The 18,290-nt window shown below is 64.0% G+C and carries 17 protein-coding genes; 4 read left to right on the top strand and 13 right to left on the bottom strand.

Translation table 11 applies throughout. From position 1 onward, the window contains the following. Positions 1-196: 196 nt before the first annotated feature. Positions 197-1,324, top strand: coding sequence for a PA0069 family radical SAM protein (locus tag HLH45_RS04880; protein WP_008572952.1), 1,128 nt, complete (start codon positions 197-199; stop codon positions 1,322-1,324). Between the two features lie 117 nt (positions 1,325-1,441). Here the strand turns inward: HLH45_RS04880 and HLH45_RS04875 are convergent, their stop codons facing one another. Further along, positions 1,442-1,807, bottom strand: a complete 366-nt coding sequence (locus HLH45_RS04875; RefSeq protein ID WP_008572954.1) for a DUF1330 domain-containing protein — start codon at positions 1,805-1,807, stop codon at positions 1,442-1,444. Between the two features lie 49 nt (positions 1,808-1,856). Beyond that, complete coding sequence (locus HLH45_RS04870; protein ID WP_008572955.1) at positions 1,857-2,582, bottom strand: helix-turn-helix transcriptional regulator; 726 nt, start codon at positions 2,580-2,582, stop codon at positions 1,857-1,859. Between the two features lie 405 nt (positions 2,583-2,987). Here HLH45_RS04870 and cls point away from each other — a divergent pair, with 405 nt between their 5' ends. From cls to HLH45_RS04855, 3 genes are all read left to right on the top strand, one after another. Further along, a complete protein-coding gene (gene cls, locus HLH45_RS04865) occupies positions 2,988-4,448 on the top strand; it encodes a cardiolipin synthase (protein WP_008572957.1) in 1,461 nt (486 codons plus the stop codon). A 75-nt stretch (positions 4,449-4,523) separates the two neighbouring features. Continuing rightward, positions 4,524-4,793 (top strand): hypothetical protein, encoded by a 270-nt coding sequence (locus tag HLH45_RS04860; protein ID WP_008572960.1) that lies wholly within the window; start codon positions 4,524-4,526, stop codon positions 4,791-4,793. Between the two features lie 7 nt (positions 4,794-4,800). Then, complete coding sequence (locus HLH45_RS04855; RefSeq protein WP_008572961.1) at positions 4,801-5,568, top strand: pyridoxine 5'-phosphate synthase; 768 nt, start codon at positions 4,801-4,803, stop codon at positions 5,566-5,568. Positions 5,569-5,846: 278 nt separating this feature from the next. Here the strand turns inward: HLH45_RS04855 and HLH45_RS04850 are convergent, their stop codons facing one another. The 11 genes from HLH45_RS04850 to dnaN all read right to left on the bottom strand — a co-directional run bounded on the left by HLH45_RS04850 (position 5,847) and on the right by dnaN (position 18,221). After that, a complete protein-coding gene (locus HLH45_RS04850; protein WP_008572965.1) occupies positions 5,847-6,227 on the bottom strand; it encodes an ExbD/TolR family protein in 381 nt (126 codons plus the stop codon). Positions 6,228-6,478: 251 nt separating this feature from the next. Continuing rightward, on the bottom strand, positions 6,479-6,892 hold the full coding sequence (locus HLH45_RS04845) for an ExbD/TolR family protein (RefSeq protein ID WP_005912449.1): 414 nt from the start codon (positions 6,890-6,892) through the stop codon (positions 6,479-6,481). Positions 6,893-6,895: 3 nt separating this feature from the next. Then, positions 6,896-7,318: an ExbD/TolR family protein gene (locus tag HLH45_RS04840; RefSeq protein WP_005912447.1), complete on the bottom strand. Its 423-nt coding sequence runs from the start codon at positions 7,316-7,318 to the stop codon at positions 6,896-6,898. Between the two features lie 46 nt (positions 7,319-7,364). Beyond that, positions 7,365-8,126, bottom strand: a complete 762-nt coding sequence (exbB, locus tag HLH45_RS04835) for a TonB-system energizer ExbB (RefSeq protein WP_005912445.1) — start codon at positions 8,124-8,126, stop codon at positions 7,365-7,367. An 85-nt stretch (positions 8,127-8,211) separates the two neighbouring features. Further along, on the bottom strand, positions 8,212-8,883 hold the full coding sequence (locus HLH45_RS04830) for an energy transducer TonB (RefSeq protein ID WP_005912443.1): 672 nt from the start codon (positions 8,881-8,883) through the stop codon (positions 8,212-8,214). Between the two features lie 153 nt (positions 8,884-9,036). Beyond that, the gene (locus HLH45_RS04825) at positions 9,037-10,230 is read right to left on the bottom strand and encodes a tetratricopeptide repeat protein (protein WP_008572970.1); all 1,194 of its coding nucleotides are present in this window, start codon (positions 10,228-10,230) and stop codon (positions 9,037-9,039) included. Between the two features lie 277 nt (positions 10,231-10,507). Further along, on the bottom strand, positions 10,508-11,314 hold the full coding sequence (locus tag HLH45_RS04820; RefSeq protein WP_031420454.1) for a M48 family metallopeptidase: 807 nt from the start codon (positions 11,312-11,314) through the stop codon (positions 10,508-10,510). Positions 11,315-11,497: 183 nt separating this feature from the next. Beyond that, complete coding sequence (locus HLH45_RS04815) at positions 11,498-12,334, bottom strand: CPBP family intramembrane glutamic endopeptidase (RefSeq protein ID WP_031420453.1); 837 nt, start codon at positions 12,332-12,334, stop codon at positions 11,498-11,500. 68 nt (positions 12,335-12,402) lie between these two features. Next, entirely contained in the window at positions 12,403-14,847 is a 2,445-nt protein-coding gene (gyrB, locus tag HLH45_RS04810) for a DNA topoisomerase (ATP-hydrolyzing) subunit B (protein WP_008572975.1), read from the bottom strand. 114 nt (positions 14,848-14,961) lie between these two features. Further along, complete coding sequence (recF, locus tag HLH45_RS04805; RefSeq protein WP_033478678.1) at positions 14,962-16,068, bottom strand: DNA replication/repair protein RecF; 1,107 nt, start codon at positions 16,066-16,068, stop codon at positions 14,962-14,964. A 1,052-nt stretch (positions 16,069-17,120) separates the two neighbouring features. Further along, on the bottom strand, positions 17,121-18,221 hold the full coding sequence (dnaN, locus tag HLH45_RS04800; protein ID WP_005912436.1) for a DNA polymerase III subunit beta: 1,101 nt from the start codon (positions 18,219-18,221) through the stop codon (positions 17,121-17,123). Between the last annotated feature and the right edge of the window lie 69 nt (positions 18,222-18,290).

Here is an 18,290-nt window from a genome sequence, read left to right as displayed (position 1 = left end):
TCGGGAATCGGGAATCGCAACGGCGGCGCTTTTTGCTGTTGCTGTTGCTGTTGCTGTTGCTTTGCCGATTCCCGTTTCCCGATTCTCCATTCCTCCGCTGCGACTGCGCCCTGCACCGCGTCGTAGCGGTCGTGCTCGCTCCTCGGACCGGTACACGTCGCTTGCACCAGGCATCGTTAGTAAGAATACTAACGGCATGCAGAAGAACTCTTTCCCCGGCGCGAGCGCGGCAGCTGAGCGCGATGTCCGCAGCTCGCGTACGGTCATCAAGGGGCGCGGCACCACCGCCTACGTGCCCGGCCGTTTCGCGGTCACCACCGCCGTCGAGATAGACGATGGCTGGGGCGCGCTCGATGCCGACGGCGAGGCCGCCATGCGTCCCAAGACCGTGGTGGCCGAGGAAATCGCGCGCAGCATCATCAGCCGCAACAACTCGCCCGACATCGGCTTCTCGCAGTCGGTGAACCCGTACCGGGGATGTGAGCACGGCTGCGTGTACTGCTTTGCCAGGCCCTCGCACGCGTATCTGGATCTGTCGCCAGGGCTGGATTTCGAAACGCGGATCTTCGCCAAGCCGAATGCGGCAGCGCTGCTGCGCGCAGAGATCGCACGCCCGTCCTACCAGTGCTCGCCGATCGCGTTGGGGATCAATACCGACGCCTACCAGCCCACCGAGCGGCGCCTGCACATTTCCCGTCAATGCCTGGAAGTGCTTGCGCAGGCCCGTCACCCGGTCAGCTTCGTGACCAAGGCAGCGTTGATCGAACGCGACATCGATGTGCTGGCCGAGATGGCGCAGCACAACCTGGTGTCGGTGTATTTCTCGGTCACCACGCTCGACAATCGCCTCGCGGCCAAGATGGAGCCGCGCGCCGCCGCGCCGCACGCGCGACTGCGCGCGATGCAGGCGCTGCACGCTGCCGGCGTACCGGTGGGCGTGCTGGTCGCTCCGGTCATCCCGATGATCAACGACAAGGAACTGGAGCGCATCCTGGAGGCGGCCGCAGCCCACGGCGCACGTTCGGCCGGCTACGTGTTGCTGCGCCTGCCGCACGAGCTCACCCAGTTATGGCGCGAGTGGCTCGAGCTGCACTATCCCGATCGTGCCAAGCATGTCATGAGCCTGATCCAGCAGATGCGCGGCGGCAGGGACTACGACAGCCGCTTCGGCAAGCGCATGGTCGGCGAAGGCCCGTTTGCAGAACTGATCGCGCAGCGGTTTTCCATCGCGTATCGGCGCCTTGGATTCGGGCGGCTGCCCAGGCTCGATACCACGCAGTTCCGTCCACCCAGACCGGACACGCCGCAGCTGGACTTGTTTTGATCCTGCCGGGTCCGCGCTGCCTGCAGTGGCCCTGGCCCCGACGCGCAGGCAACGCGTTCGGCAGCAGGACCAATGCGCCAGCGCCGGCAAGCGCGCTGCAACGCGTCCAGCAGAAGGCTACAACCTGATGCCGTGGAAGGGTTGCAGCACGATCTCGGCAATTGCCGAACGTCCCACTTCGAAGGCGTGCTGATACTCCGCATCGGCAATCATCTGCTTGAAGGCGGATCGACCCGGATACTGCACCAGGGTGACCGCATCCCACGGCTGTGCCTGGCCTGCGGTCAGCACCGGCAGGCCATCGCCACTGAAGACGATGTGCGCGCCGAACCGGGCCAGGATGGGCGTGGCCAACCGTAGATACTGGTGATAGCGCTCGCGGCCACCATCGGCCTGGAAGCGAATCAGGTTCAACATGACGATTGCCGAGGTGTCCTCGTCATCCAGGAACGCACCGAGCGCATCGGGTAAAAACGCAACCATGTCAGTCTCCTTGGTCTGGCTTCCTCGCAGTGGAAGCGGCCAACACACGCTAGCGTTGCGGCGTGTCAGAAACTGTCAGTAGCGAACGCCAGTCGCGGTCCTGCTCTCGCCATTGCTTCACCAACGCCTGGCGCGAGTGCGGGTAACGCGTTTGCAGCAGTGCCTGCACCTGCAACCGATCGACACGAAAATGCCGGAACGCGCAGCGGCGCTCGCACCAGGCCGCCAGGACGCGTACGTCGTCGAAATACACCAGGGCGATCGGCCAGACGATGCGCTCGGAGGGCGTGTCGTGCGCATCGACATAGCCGATCGCCAGTTTGCATTGCCGCCGAATGGCCTCGCGCAACACGGCGGTCTGCGGATGATCGACCGACTCGGATGTGGAAGCGGCGGTCAGAATCGCCGCTGGCGCCATGTCTGTGCCGACGCCATCGCCGTGCCTTCTGGCAGACAAGATCTTCGCCAGGGCGCTTTCACCACATCTGGCCAAGGCAGGATCGGCGCGTTGTTTGACCCAATCCAGGCCCAGCATGACCGCATCCAGTTCCTCCTGCGAAAACGCCAGCGATGGCAGGAAGAATCCCGGCTTCAGGTAATAGCCAACGCCGGCTTGGCCCTCCAACGGCGCACCGAGCGCGCGCAAGGTGTCGATATCCCGGTAGACGCTTCGCTGCGATACCCCCAACTCGGACGCCAGCGCAGCTGCCGACACCGGCCGTCTGTGCGCGCGCAGCAGGCCAAGCAGTTCAAACAGGCGGGTTGTCCTGGACATCCATCAGCCTTCGCGCGACAGCCTTGCATTCCGGCGCTCATCCTAGAGCGTGTCATGTACTTTGAGGTGAGTGCGAAGCGTCCTATGGCGCGTGGAGACACCGCGTGCGCTGCGGCCAGGCTTGCCGCCTGGGCACGGCGCGCAACGCGGTATCGGCGCCCCACACGGCGCTTCCCCGGCAGGTTGGCCGCCAGCGCTGCAGTGCGCTCTGGCGAATGCCATCCAGGGCTGGAAGCGCCCGGGCACGCGACCGACGCCTGCAGAACGGGCAGGTCTTGCCGGCTCGAGGGCACCGGCGCGTGCAGGCCGCTATCGGCAGCGTTTGCGTGCCGCCGCCGCCATCGCCACCTCGCTCACGCGGGCAGTGATCATCGCAACACCGCATGCGCCCCGTAGAATCCGCGCATGCTCGCACTTGCACAGGGCGCGTGGGAGTGGCTGGCCACCATTCCCCACCTCGAAGCGCTCCTCCTGGCCGCCTATGTGCTGTATCTGCTGTGGATCGCCGGCTGGATCGTGCTGCAGAAGCGCGAACCGGTGGCCACGCTGAGCTGGGTGTTGTCGCTGGCGGCGCTGCCGTACCTGGGGCTGCTGATCTACTACTGGCTGGGCCCGCAAAAGGTCAAACGGCAGCGGCTGCGGCGCGGGCGCTCGCGCTCGGGCATGGAGAGCTACAGCAGCGTCTGCCCGCCGGATGCCGACTGTACCGAGCTGGCCAAGATCGCCCAGTCCACCACCGGGCTGGCGCCCAGCAGCGCCACCGAAGTGCACTGGCTGGTGGATGGCGCTGCCACGTATGCCGCCATCATCGAAGCGATCCGGGGCGCACGCGACCATATCCATCTGGAGTACTACATCTTCCAGCCCGACCACAGCGGTACCGCGATCTGCGCTGCGCTGATGGAACGTGCCCGTGCCGGAGTCAAGGTGCGGCTGCTGATGGATGCGATCGGCTCATCGGCAATGACCCGACGCGCACTGCGCACGCTGCGCGAGGCCGGGGTGGAAACCGCCTGGCTCCATCCCTCGCAATTGCTCAAGCCATTCAAGCGGCCGTGGTTGAACCTGCGCACCCACCGCAAGGTGATCGTCATCGATGGCCGCGTGGGTTTCACCGGCGGCATCAACGTCACCGACGACGAGAACGAACAGGTGCGCAAGCAGGCGTATCGCGATCTGCACGTGCGCCTGCAAGGCCATGTGGTGCGCAGTCTGCAGCTGGTGTTCCTGGAGGACTGGCTCTATGCCACCGGCCAGGGCCGCGCGGCCTTCCACGGCCAGCAGCTGTGGCCGGACGATGTGCCCACCCGCGCGCAAGGCACGGTGGATGCGCAGGTGCTGGTGTCCGGGCCGGATTCGTCGTGGGAAGCGATCCACCGCCTGATGGTCGCCGCCATCCATGAAGCCAAGCACCGCGTGTGGCTGGTCACTCCGTACTTCGTGCCCGGCGAAGCGGCGCGCATGGCGCTGACCTCGGCCGCGCTCGGCGGGCTGGACGTGCGCCTGCTGGTGCCGCGCGTGAGCGATTCGCGCCTGGTCACCTACGCGGCGCGTTCGTATTTCGACGAGTTGCTGGAAGCCGGTGTCCGCATCTACGAGTACGGCCCGCGCATGCTGCATACCAAGGCGCTGCTGGCCGACGACGATGTCTGCATCGTCGGCAGTGCCAATTTCGACAGCCGCAGCTTCCGGCTGAATTTCGAGTTGTCGATGCTGTTCCGCGACCAAGCGGTGGCGGCAGAGATGGCCGGGCTGATCGGCACCGATCTGCAGCAGGCGCAGGAAGTGCAATTCGCGCGGCATCGGCCGTTATGGCGCTCGCGCCTGCCGGAGGCCTTCGCCCGGCTGTTGTCGCCGCTGCTCTGACCAACGGTGAGGCGCCCACGTGGAACCGCGCCGGGCGCGGCGCTACACTGCCGCCACTCAACGGGGGAGCGCGTCATGCACTGGCTGTTTCTGCTTATGGCACTGGGTGCGCTGGTGCTGGCTTTCAGCACGCCGCACGTGTGGTTGCTGGTGGTCTCGCTGCTGGTGGCGTTGGTGCTGCTGCTGTTGTGGACGCGCGGTTGGTTCGCCTCGCGCATGGGCGACACCCAACGCGATACCAGCAGCATGATCGACCCGGCCGAGCTGCGCCGCCTGCGCGAGCTGGCAGAAGCACGCAAGTCGGCCGCCCTGGCCGCCGCACGTGACAGCGAGCCGCAGGCCTGATCACCGCATGACCACCCAGCTCAGCGTCAACGTCAACAAGATTGCAGTCCTGCGCAACTCGCGCGGCGGCACCGACCCGGACGTGGTGCAGGCCGCACGCGCCTGCATTGCCGCCGGCGCGCACGGCATCACCGTGCATCCGCGCCCGGACCAGCGGCATATCCGCGCCGACGACGTGTTGGCGCTCAGTGCGCTCACGCGCGCGCAGGCGGTGGAATTCAATATCGAAGGCAACCCCTTCGCGCCACCGCGCGCAGGCTACCCGGGGTTGCTGGAATTGTGCCGTGCCACGCGCCCGCAGCAGATCACCCTGGTGCCGGACGGCGACGGGCAGCTGACCTCCGATCACGGTTTCCATTTTGCGCAGGACACCACGCAGCTCGCCGAGCTGATCACCGCGTTCAAGCAGCTGGGCAGCCGGGTCAGCCTGTTCGTCGATGCGGGTAACCCGGACATCGCCCGCGCAGCCGCGCTCGGTGCGGACCGTATCGAGTTGTACACCGGCCCGTATGCCCACGCGCACGCCAGCGGCCAGGCCGATGCCACGTTGGCGCTGTTCGCCGATGCCGCGCAGCGTGCCAGTGCCGCAGGCCTGGGCATCAATGCCGGGCACGATTTGTCGCAAGCCAACCTTGGCGATTTTCTCGCCGCTGTGCCGGGGGTGCTGGAAGTGTCCATCGGCCACGCCTTGATCAGCGAGGCCTTGTACCAGGGATTGGATGCAAGCGTGCGCGCGTACGTCGGCATCCTGCGTGGCAGCCACGTTGGCGCTTGAGTCCATGCGCTAACGTCGGCATCGATGATCGATGCCCGGGTTGGCGACGACCACGTTCGCGTGGTGGATGCTACGCAGGAACATCACGACGAGCGCCTGGTTAGCGACGGCCAGCTGCTGCCGGTGAGAAACAACCTCGATTAACTCCCCATACCTGTCGCGTCCGAAGCCGCGATGCGGCGCCTGGGCGACCGCATCGTGCGTTGTTGCATGCACTGCACGTGGCCAAGCGCAATACGCGCTTGCAGAAACTACTGCACGAAGGCGATGCGCTGCGCTTACGCGTTCTTCGCTGCCGCCAGCACGCTGGCCATCACGGCATACTCGGCATCCGCACTGGCGGCGATGCGCAGTTCCGGCTGATGTCCTGCAGTTGCCTGCATCTGCTCGATCAACCTGGACTGGAGTTCCTGCAAGGTCACCGGGTTGGCGTTCCAGAACAGCTGTCCGTCGGCATCCACACGCAAGGCGATTGGTGCAGGCGGCTCCGGCCGTGTGGTCACTTGCGAACTGTGCTGCGGCAGATCCACCGCGATTGTCCGCGTCACCATCGGTGCGGTGACGATGAAAATAATCAACAACACCAACATGACATCCACCAGCGGCGTGACATTGATCTCCGCCAGCGGTCCCCGATTCCCTGTCGTACTGAAAGCCATGACTGCCTCCCGTGCTGTGATCGTGGGTGCTGCACGGCCGAGCATACACCTACGACCTGCGTCGGCAACTCGACGCCGGTGCGGCGCGCTGGCGGCACGGCATCAGCTCGGCAATGGGGTGCTGGGCGCTGAAGGGTCTACAAGCGCTGCCATTAACGCGTTCGGGTCGAAGCACACATAAAAAAACGCCACCGTTTCCGGTGGCGTTGCAGTCGCGTCATGACTGTTGTGTTGCGGTCTTGCAGATACGTTTACTGCTGCATGAAGCCGATTTTCTTCATCTGCGAGTTCTTCGCAGCGGCCAGCACCTTGGCCATCACCTCGTACTCCGCATCCGGATTTGCATCGATGCGCAGTTCCGGCTGATTGGTCGGATCGGCCTGCACCACTTCTTCCATCTTCTGTTGCAACACATCGACCGGAGTCGGGCTGTTGTTCCAGAACACCTGGTTGCTGGCGTCGATACGCAACTCGATCGGCGGCGGCGGTTCGGTCGTCTGCGGTGGCGGGTTGAGCACCCGCTGCGGCAGATCCACGGCGATCGGGTAGGTCATGATCGGCGCGGTGACGATGAAGATGATCAGCAGCACCAGCATCACGTCCACGAGGGGCGTGACGTTGATGTCGGCCATCGGCCCACGGCTTCCACCAGTACTAAATGCCATGGCTTACTGCCCCTTCACTTTGGTTGCAACGAAACCGACGTCCAGCATGCCCTGACCCTGCGCGATCTTGGTGATCTCGTTGATCGTACGCATCTTGGTCGTGCGGTCGCCACGCAGGTTGAGCGGCGGCTGCGGTGTCTGCTGTGCAGCGGTGGACAGGCGCGACTCCAGGGCTTCCTTGGAAATCGGCTCGTCGTTCCAGTACAGCGACCCATCTTCCTTGACGGCCAGAGTGATCGGCGCGGCGCGTTTCTCCGCATCTTCCTTCTGGATCAAGTTGGCCTCTGGCAGCTCCACCTTGACCTTATGGGACATCAGCGGTGCCGTAATGATGAAGATGATCAGCAGCACCAGCATGACGTCCACGAGGGGCGTCACGTTGATGTCGGCCATCGGGCCACCGCTGTTTCCACTACTGAAGGCCATAACGGGCTCCGTCTAAATCGTTGCGAAGGCGTTCTTGACGACCGGATTAGCGAACGCGCGAACCGGTGGCGAAGAAGTCGTGCAGGTCGTGGGCAAAGGTGTCGAACTTGGCGATCACCGAGCTGTTGACCTTGGAGAAGAAGTTGAACGCGAACACGGCCGGGATTGCGACGAACAGGCCGATCGCGGTCATGATCAGCGCTTCACCCACCGGACCGGCAACGGCGTCGATGGAGGCCGAACCGGTCGCACCGATCTTGATCAGCGCACCGTAGATGCCCCACACGGTACCGAGCAGACCGACGAACGGCGCGGTCGCACCGACGGTGGCCAGCAGGGTCATGCCCGACTGCAGCTTGGTGCTTTCGCGGGTCACGGCCTGACGCAGGGCGCGGTCGACGAACTCCGAACGGCTCAGGCTCTCGCCCAGGCCACCGGTGCTGCCTTCGGCACGCTGGTGGTGCGCAGCAGCCTGGGCCGCGTCCAGCGCGATCTTCGAGAACGGCTCGGAAGCCGGCTGTTCTTCCATGGCGCGGATGGCGTCCTGTGCATTCGGGGCATCCCAGAACGCGGTGGTGACGCGGTCAGCCGCGCTCTTCAGGCGGGTGGCACGGAAGATGTTGATGACAGTCCAGTACCAGGAGGCAGCGGACATGGCGATCAGGGTGATCAACACGACCCAGGACACGGCGAAGTCGCCGGGGCTGGAGGTCATTTCGGTGATCAAGTGCTCGAAGCCCATCTGCGACAGAGCGGCCGACGGATTGGAGCCCCCTGCAGCGGCGGCGATAAAGAATTCCTGCAGCATGACGCTTACCTTTGTTGTGTGTGGTGATGAAGGGTGGAGCGAAAGGAAGACAGGATCCTGGGCCGACCGTGGCCGGCCCGTGGGATCAGTTCAGAGCAAAGTTGACCGGGACGCGGACACGTCCGGCGGCTTTCTGCCCGTTGACGGTGGAGGCGTTGAACTTCCACTTGCGTGCTGCGTCCATCGCGGCACGGTCAAGGTCGCGGTTGCGGCTGGACTTTTCGACCGACACGTTGGTCACGTTGCCGCTGGCATCCACATCCACGATCAGGATGACCTCACCTTGGACACCGGCACGGAATGCAGCCGGCGGGTACTTCGGCGGGTTCATGTTCTTGGACGAGATATCGACGCTGGCGCCAATGTCGCTCGGCGGAGCCGGCGGGCTCGGCGGGCTCGGCGGCGTGACGATATCGCTCGGACGCGGTTCGGGAACGTCGACCACCGGAGCTTCCGGCGGCGGCGGAACCGGTGACGGCTTCGGCGGCGACAGATTCTTGACCGGCGGCGGCGGCTTGTCTTCCGGCGGCGGCGGCGGCGGCGGCGGCGGGGGAGGAGGCGGTGCATCCACCAAGGTGACCATGGTGGTGCGCTCCTTCTCTGCCGGAGCCTTCGGCGCCACTGCAGGGATCAGCAACATCATCAGTGCAGTGAGGTGCAAAGCAATTACAAAAGCAATGCCGATAATGCGGGCCCAGCTCAGACCCTGGTTCCCGGCATCGTAGTCATGCCTGTGGATAACGAGTTGTTCCGTCATGCGCCAATGGCTCTTTCAGTGGGGGCCCGGATCACTGTGATGATCCCCAGGTTTTCGGACGGCTTTGACACCGCAGGAACTCCCAAGCTTATACCAATCCCGAGTCCTGTAACCACTAAAAACACAGGGATTTCGGGGGTTTATTTTCTTTTTTTACTTCAGGTTGATGATCTTCTTGGCGTCTTCGGGTTTTTTAACACCCTTGGCGATCGCCTGCTGTGCGGCCTGCTTGGCCTCGGGGATGCGACCTTCCGAATGCAGCACCTTGGCCAGATTCAAATAGGTCTCGCCATCCTTGGAAAGCGGTGCGGCCTTCTGCCAGTTTTCGATCGCCTTCGGGACATCGTCGCTGTAGTAATACGACTGGGCCAGGGCAAGGTATGTCTGATAATCAGGCTTGAGGATGCCTTTTTGCATACCCTCATTGATGACGGCAATGACGTCCTTTTCTTTGTTCTCGGTGTTGGCGTAGATGGAATACAACTGCTTGTATTCCTTTTCTTCGGTCAACTGGCCGGAGGCACGCAGCTTGTCCATCACGCCTGCGGCCTTGTCCATCTGGTCGGCCTGCATGTACATGTTGGCCAGGTTGAGCTGCGCCTTTTTGTCGTTGGGCGTCTTGGCGGCCAGCGCCTCGGCGGCCGCAACGGCCTCTCCGGTCTGGCCAGCTTCGGCGTAGGACGCCATCAGCAGCTGGTTCCAGCTGTCCTTGGGCTCGGGCGAGGCAGCGATGGCCTGCTTCAACACCGGAATGGCTTCCTTGTAGCGCTCGGTCTGGTACAGCGCCTGGCCCTTGAGGATCAGGTCTTCCGGACGCTGCGACTTGCTCTCTTCCAGATATTTGTCCAGCGTGGCCAAACCCTCGGCCTGCTGGTCGTCCTGCATCTGCAACTGCGCCAGCATCAGCATCGACTGGAACTGGCCGTTGTTGTCCAGCGCGTTCAGGCCGATGGCCTGCTGCAGGTACTTCTTGGCAGCGGCGGTGTCGTCCAGGTTGTAGGCAGCCTGCGCGGCCAGCTGGGCCGCCAGCGCCTTGTCGGCGTCGTTGGCAGCGCTGTTGGCCAGGATCTCATCGGCCTGGGTGCGCACGCCTTGGTAGTCCTCGCCCTTGTTGAAGGTTTCGATCAGCTTCTGCAGCTTGCTGCTCAACTTGGAGGACGGCTTGATCGTCGGTGCCTGGCGGGTCGACTGCGGGTACAGCTCCTCGGCCTTGCCGCTTTTGGATTTGCGGCTGGCGCGTTCGGAGGAACGGTCCGACTGCGCGACCGCATCGGTGACGACAGCCCCACCCAGCGACGCGGCGATGAACAGGGACAACAGGGCTTGCTTGCGGTTGAGCAGTTTCATGTTTCACCTCGGACGATCCGCCGTCGGGCGGTACGAAAAGCGGAATGGGCGCTGTACGAAAAATCTGAGCCGGCAAACTTAGCAGAAAGTCTCAGTTCCCGAAAACGGTTTCCATGTTGTGTTGCGGCAATCAGAAGCAGGGAACCGATGTCTTAGCGTCGCTAACAGACCTTGACCGGTGTAGCGGCGCGTACGCCACCAGGGGAGGCAAGCAAGCGTCGCATCGAATCGGTGTTCGTCCAGGTTGACGGCGGCCGCACGGATGTCGTTATCAGCACTAGCCACAACGCGGCACGCGCCCGCTCCGCCTGGCCTGCTGGTACACCGGTTCGAGCTGGGCAACGTCGGCCTGCAGTTCGCGGATGCGGTTGGCAGGGTCGGGGTGGGTCGACAGCCACTGCGGTTGGCGATTGCCGCTGGCGGCCATCATGTTCTGCCACAGCGTCACCGCCTGCGCCGGATCGAAGCCGGCCTGGGCCATCAGACGTTGGCCGACCACATCGGCTTCGCTTTCCTGGGTACGCGAGCCGGGCAGCAGGAACACTGTCTGGGCAGTCATACCGCCGACCTGATTGACTGCGCTGGCCGCCCCGTCGCCATAGGCAGCGCCGGCGAGTGCGCCGATGATGCCCAGGCCCGTCTGCGCGCCGAGCTGACGGGTGATGCGCTCTTCGTGATGGCGCGAAATGACATGGCCGATCTCATGCCCGAGCACGGCGGCGAGTTGATCCTGGGTCTTGGCGACAGTGAAAATGCCCGTGTTGACACCGACCTTGCCGCCGGGCAGGGCGAAGGCATTGGCTTCGTTGTCCACGAACAGCGCGGTTTCCCACTTGGTTTCGCGCCATTGCGGCGGCAGTTGTGCCACCAGCGCATTGACCACGCACTGCACGTAGGCGTTCTGCTTGCCATCGGTGCTGACTTTTTCCTTGGCCTTGGTCTGCGCAAAGGATTGCGCGCCCAACTGGTCCAATTGCTGTTGCGATACCCCGCCCACCACCTGTCGGCGGCCGGTTGGCGAAGTTGTGGTGGCACACGCCGTCAGTGCAAGCACGGCAACAACGATCAACAGCCTAGCTTTCATTCGATCCCCCTAGAACCATGGGGGCATTCTGGCAGGCTCGTCTTAACTTTTCGTCAAACGGTTCCGTGCGGCCGATGACGCGTGCCCGGCCGGGGCGATCGGCTGTCCAAAGCGTGCGGATCCATTCGGTGCCCGGGCGCCGCGCCGCTGCGGCTGGGTTCTCGCATGTGACCGCTTGTGGACTCAGCCAAGCCCGAAAAAGTACAGCGCTGCCAGGGCCGTGGTGTTGTTGATGCCATGCGCGGCAATGGGCGCCCATAACGTACCGGTGCGCCAGTACAGCCATGCGAACGCCGCGCCCATGCTGCCGTACACCAGCCACAGCTGCGCGATCGCGGCCGGGCCGTTGCCGCTGATGCCGGGTACTTCGTGCACCAGCGCGAAAATCGCCCCGCTCAGCACGATGCCCAGCCAGGGGCGGCCGGCAGCGAGCAGGCGCCCGAACAGCACGCGACGAAACAGCAGTTCTTCGTAAGCCGGCGCGATGACCACCGCAAACAGCGTCAGTGCCAGCGGCCACTGCTGGAGCGCGTCTTCCATCAACGGCAGGTTGGTGGGCACCGGCTTGATGCCCAACGCCGAAGCCGCCACGCTGACCAGGTTGCTGAGCAGGAACACTGCGGCGGCGACCAGCGCGGTCCAGCCCCAGGTGGAGGCGCGACGCGCGGCAGCCCGCGAGGCGGTCTGTTCGGCAGCGGTGGCGCGGCGGCGCCAGTAGTACAACAGCAGCGCCGGCGTGGCCGTGCTGACCAAGGCGGTGAGCAGCTGCACCATCACACCGGGTTGGCCAATGGCGGCCATGACCTCGGTGGGCGAGGGGGTCAGCCCCTGCGCCTTGGCCGCCTGTACGTGGCCAAAGCCACGCACTGCGCCCCACAACGCAAAGCCGGCCACGCTGAGGGTCAACAGCAGGCCGGCGGCGATGAGCACGTCGACCCAGAAACCCACGAGCACGGGCAGCAACGGCGGCTTGCCGGCAACCGTGCGTGGTGCCGGGGGCGGTGGAAGATCGGTGCGCATCATCAATCCTGCGAACACCGCACCGGCCACCACGCCGCGGTTGCGACGTGCCGGCCGATGCGGGTGCCTCAGATATCCAGGTTGGACACCTTCAGCGCGTTGTCCTCGATGAAGTCGCGGCGTGGCTCGACCACATCGCCCATCAAGGTGCTGAAGATCTGGTCGGCGGCCACCGCGTCCTCGATGCGCACCTGCAACAGGCGACGCGTGTCGGGGTTGACCGTGGTTTCCCACAGCTGCTCGGCATTCATTTCGCCCAGGCCCTTGAAGCGCTGCACCTGGCGGCCCTTCTTGGCCTCGTCCAGCAACCAGGCATGGGCCTGCGCGAAGCTGGTGATCGGGTGGCTCTTGTTGCCGCGCACGATCTGGGCACCTTCGCGCACCAGGTCGTGCAAGGCCAGCGAGACCTCACGCAGCGGACGCAGCTCGCCGCTTTCGAACGCACCCATCGGCAGCACCTGGGTGAACTCTTCGCCCATGTGGCGGCGGATGGCCACCAGGGTGGCAGGCGCGTTCTCGCTGCCGGGGTCGAAGCGCAACTGGTAGCGCGCGGTACCCAGGGTGCCGCGGTTGAGCACTGCCTGCAGTGCATCCAGGGTCGGATGCTGGTCGCCTTCGGCCTGCAGTTTTTCCACATCCAGTGGCGGCAGGTCGATCAGCGCGGTGAGCAGGGCCGGGTCGTAGCGGTGTGCGTTGCGCGCGATCGCTTCGTTGGCGCTGGTGAACAGCATCAACAATTTCTCCAGCGCTTCGCCGGTGATCGGCGGTTCGTCGGTGGCCGGAATCAGCGCCGCACCCTCGACCGCATTGCTGGCCAGGTAGGCGTTGAGCGCCGCGTCGTCCTTCAGATACAGCTCGCTCTTGCCCTGCTTGAGCTTGTACAGCGGCGGCAGGCCGATGTAGATGTAGCCGCGCTCGATCAACTCCGGCATCTGCCGGTAGAAGAAGGTCAGCAGCAGGGTGCGGATGTGCGAGCCGTCCACGTCGGCGTCGGTCATCAGGATGATGCGGTGGTAGCGCAGCTTGTCCGGGTTGTACTCGTCGCGACCGATGCCGGTGCCCAGCGCAGTGATCAGCGTGCCGACCTGGTCGGAGGCCAGCATGCGGTCGAAGCGGGCACGTTCGACATTGAGGATCTTGCCGCGCAGCGGCAGCACGGCCTGGTTCTTGCGGTTGCGTCCCTGCTTGGCCGAGCCGCCCGCCGAGTCACCCTCGACGATGAACAGTTCCGATAGCGCCGGGTCCTTTTCCTGGCAGTCGGCCAGCTTGCCCGGCAGGCCGGCGATGTCCAGCGCACCCTTGCGGCGGGTCAGGTCGCGCGCCTTGCGGGCGGCTTCGCGCGCGCGCGCGGCATCGACGATCTTGCCGGTGATGGCCTTGGCTTCGTTCGGGTTCTCCTGCAGGAACTCCTGCAGGCGCGCACCAAAGGCGTTCTCCACTGCCGGGCGCACATCCGAGCTGACCAGCTTTTCCTTGGTCTGCGAAGAGAAGCTGGGGTCGGGCACCTTGACCGAAAGCACCGCGATCATGCCTTCGCGCATGTCGTCGCCGGTCAGCGCGACCTTGGCCTGCTTGGCGATGCCGTTCTGTTCGATGTAGGTGCTGAGCACGCGCGTCAGCGCCGCACGGAAACCGGCCAGGTGGGTGCCGCCGTCCTTCTGCGGAATATTGTTGGTGAAGCAGTACATGGTTTCCTGGTAGGCGTCGGTCCATTGCAGGGCCACGTCCACCATGATGCCGTTGTGCTCGCCGGTCACCGAGATCACATTCGGGTGCAGCGGCGACTTCAACTGCGCCAGATGCTCCACGAAGCTGCGGATGCCGCCTTCGTAATGGAAATCGTCGCGACGGCCTTCGCCGCGCTCGTCGATCAAGGTGATCTTGACGCCGGAATTGAGGAAGGACAGCTCGCGCAGGCGCCGCGCCAGGATGTCGTAATGGAACTCGACGTCGCTGAAGATGGCCACGGACGGCTTGAAGCGCAGCGTGGTGCCGCGCTTGGTCGAGGCTTCCAGCTGCTTGAGCGGGTACTGCGGCTCACCCAGCGCGTACTCCTGCTGGTAGTGGAAGCCGTCGCGCCAGATATCCAGCCACAAGTGCTCGGACAATGCATTGACCACCGAGACGCCCACGCCGTGCAGGCCGCCGGAGACCTTGTAGCTGTTGTCGTCGAACTTGCCGCCGGCGTGCAGCACGGTGAGGATCACCTCGGCCGCCGAGACGCCTTCTTCCTTGTGGATGTCGACCGGCACGCCGCGCCCGTTGTCGGAGACCGCCACCGAGCCATCGGCCAGGATCTTCACCACGATGTCGTCCGCATGCCCGGCCAGGGCTTCGTCGACCGAGTTGTCGACCACCTCGAACACCATGTGATGCAGGCCGGTGCCGTCATGGACGTCGCCGATATACATGCCGGGGCGCTTGCGGACGGCCTCCAGGCCACGCAGCACGGTGATCTTGCTGGAGTCGTAGGTGCCGTTGGGTGTTGGCGGGATGTTTTGTTCGTCGGTCATGCGCGTGCCGTTGGCTCCACAACACGGGCGAAGGCGGCGATAGCCGCTCCGCACCGTGGGAAAAGGGGGATAGCGAGCAAATTATACCAGCCGGCACGAGCCGGCCGTTGCGGCTCAGTGGGCCGCTGCCTGTCGCGTAATGTGGCCGTGTTCCACGTGGAACTGCTGCAATAGTGCGCCGGCATCTGCAAGGCCAGGCGGGGTTTCGGTTGCGGTGATGAGCACCTGCGCGGGCGCGGACGCGAGCCGCTGCAGCACACGCCCCTGATGGTGCCGGTCCAGCTCCGAGCCCAGATCATCCAGGGCGATGACCGGCCACTCGCCGCGTTCGTAGGCGAAGTCCTCCGCCTGTGCGAGCAGGCAAGCGAGGGCGCTGAGCTTGGCCTGTCCCCGGGAAAGCGCGTCCCGTCCAGGGAGTGCCTGAAAGCTGGGCACCCAATCTGCGCGGTGCGGGCCTTGCGAGGTGTAGCCGTTCTGGCGATCTCGTTCGCGCGCAAGCAGCAGGGCGTCCGCCAGCGAGACCTCGTGCCGCTTCCAGCCGGGAGCGAACGTCAGCGCAGACAGTCCCAGCGAGGGCGCGATCGCGTCTGCCACGGGAACCAGCCGCTCCTGCAGGCGTTCCAGGTAGCGCGTGCGCCGAGACGTCAGGCTCTCGCCGGATTCGGCGAGTTCGTGGTCCCAGGCGTCCAACATGCGTGGCTGCGCGCCCTGCTTCAGCAACGCATTACGTTGCTTGAGCGCCCGGGCGTAGCGGCGCCACATGGTGAGGAAATCGGGTTCCACGTGGAACAGGCCCCAATCCAGGAAGCGGCGGCGAGGTTCGCCACCGCCACTGATCAGCACGTGGCTGCCGGGCTCGAACGTCACCACTGCCAGCGCAGCGCAAAGCGCGCCAAGCTGCGCCACGTCTTCACCATCCAGACGTCCCGTCCATTCCTGCCCGCTATGACGCAGGCCGGCTCGACGCGTCCGTTCGCCCGCAGCGCCGTTGCCTTCTTTCCATTCCACGAAAACTTCAAGGTCGTTGGCGCCTTGTTGGATCAGGCCGTCACGGACGCGCCCGCGGAAGCTGCGGCCGTAGGCCATCAGATGCAGCGCTTCGAGCACGCTGGTCTTCCCCGCACCGTTGTCGCCGGTCAGCAGATTCAAGGTACTGGAGGGATGAAGCTCGACCGTGTGAAACCGGCGAAGCCGATGAATGGACAACCGCACTACATGCATCGATCGGTGTGCTCCGGGCTGTAATCCGGCATGCCGGTCGGGTCGAAGGATACGGGATCGGCACGAAACGCGCGCAGTCGTGGCCGGCGACAATGGCGGGACAGGCGGGGGATAACATGTGGATAAAAAGGGGGCGGAGGGCGGTGTTTTTGCTTATCCACAGCTTGTAAGCCGTAAAACAGGCCGATAAGCACAGGGTTTCGACCCGCTAATTTCCTTTAAGAACAATCACTTGAGGTGTTTTTACGCGAAATCTGCGCCTACCATTACCACAAAGCTCTTAAGTTATTTATAGATTTAAAAGCAAAGCGCGATGTGCATAAGTCAGAAACAGTAGGGAGCTGAACAGCTGAACGCTAGGTCTCGCCGGCAAGGGGCGGTAGCAAATCAGTTGATTCACCTTTAGCTGAATTTGTTCAGTTTGAACGAACGTAGTTTCAAACCCAACGGCGCATGAGAGAGAAGATGTCTTGTTCTCTGCCTGCTTTCGCTGTGTCCCAGACCAGGCCAGCTCGACGGCCAAAGACAGGGCGCATGAATCAGGCTCGGCTCCGGCCACGTTGAGACTTTCGGACCTCGCTGAGTCGCCAGGTGCCAGGCCAGTCCAAAATTTCAGGACACTGCTGACGTAACGCGAAGAGGCGTGGCGACGGCAACAGGCCGTAAAGGACCCACGTACGCGCCGCGGTGAGTCTTGTCCTGACGTTCGACCAAGTCGGAGCTGGATCCGCGGCCGTCCCATGTGGATTCTGAAACTCGATGTGTACCGCGTCTCAACCCTGGCGCCGATGTCCAGCCAACACAGCAGCGCCGTGGCAAGCGCGTGGAGCGCGTTTGGTCGATCGATCGGATCGAAGGCATAGCTCCCACGCTTACGTCAGCGCTTTATCCCTTCAGATCATGCACAGGCGCCATAGCTCGACCCACGCCCCATTTGGTCGCCACAGACGACTTGGCCGCGATGCTTATCTACACACAACAAGCCCCCGAATGGCGCAAACAAAAAGCCCGGCAGATGCCGGGCTTTTGCGTGTTCCACGTGGAACGAAGCGTTAGAGACGCAATGGCATCACCACATGGCGCGACTTCTCGCTGCTGGCCTCACGCACCAATGCAGACGAATTGGCGTCACGCAGCTGGATCACCACGTGCTCGTCGCGCAGTGCCGACAGCGCGTCGAGCAAATAGTTGACGTTGAAGCCGATAGCCAGGTCGTCGACCTTGGTATCGGCCTCGATCTCTTCCTGCGCCTCTTCCTGCTCGGGGTTATGCGCGCTGATCTTCAGCTGACCCGGCGACACTTCCACACGGACGCCGCGGTACTTCTCGTTGGACAGGATGGCGGCACGCTGTAGCGACGCGCGCAGCGCTTCACGATCCACCTTGACCTCACGATCGGCACCAATCGGAATCACTGCCTCGTAGTCCGGGAACCGGCCGTCGATCAGCTTCGACGTAAAGGTCACATCACCGCGCTTGACGCGGATATGGCTACGTCCCACTTCCAGCTCGACCTCGCGATCGGCACCTTCCAGCAAACGCTGCAGCTCGGTCACGCCCTTGCGCGGCACGATGATCTGGCGCTTGGCGCCGCCGGCTTTCTCCAGCTCCATCTCGCACAGCGCCAGACGATGACCGTCGGTGGCCACGCAGCGCAGCAAGCCGTCGCGCAGGTCAAACAACAGGCCATTGAGGTAGTAGCGCACGTCCTGCTGGGCCATGGCGAACGCGGTGCGCTCGATCAGCTCCTTGAGGCCGGCTTCGGGCACCACGACGCGCTCGGTCGCCTCGACCTCGTCCACGGACGGGAAGTCGTTGGACGGCAACGTCGCCAGGGTGAAGCGGCTTCGCCCAGCCTGCACGGTGACCTTGTCGCCGGTCTGCGAAATGGTGACGCGGCTGCCGTCGGGCAGGGCGCGCAGGATGTCGAACAGCTTGCGCGCCGGAATCGTGGTTTCGCCGTCCTGCGCGTCCTCCACCAGCGTGCGCGAGATCATTTCCACTTCCAGGTCGGTGCCGGTCAACGAGACCTGTCCGTCCTTGACCTGGACCAGCAAGTTGGCCAGGACGGGCAGGGTTTGACGGCGTTCGACCACATTGACCACTTGTGCCAATGGTTTGAGGAAGGCTTCGCGCTGCAGTGTAAAACGCATGTGGTTCCGTGCCCCTATGCTTTAAAAAATATGGAATAAATCAAAAGCTTGGTGGTGATGGTAGGGCCG

It is taken from the genome of Xanthomonas euvesicatoria (genome assembly GCF_013112235.1).
GTDB lineage: Bacteria > Pseudomonadota > Gammaproteobacteria > Xanthomonadales > Xanthomonadaceae > Xanthomonas > Xanthomonas euvesicatoria.
The sequence above is the reverse complement of the archived record's forward strand: the minus strand, read 5'-3'. Positions and strand labels throughout refer to the sequence as shown.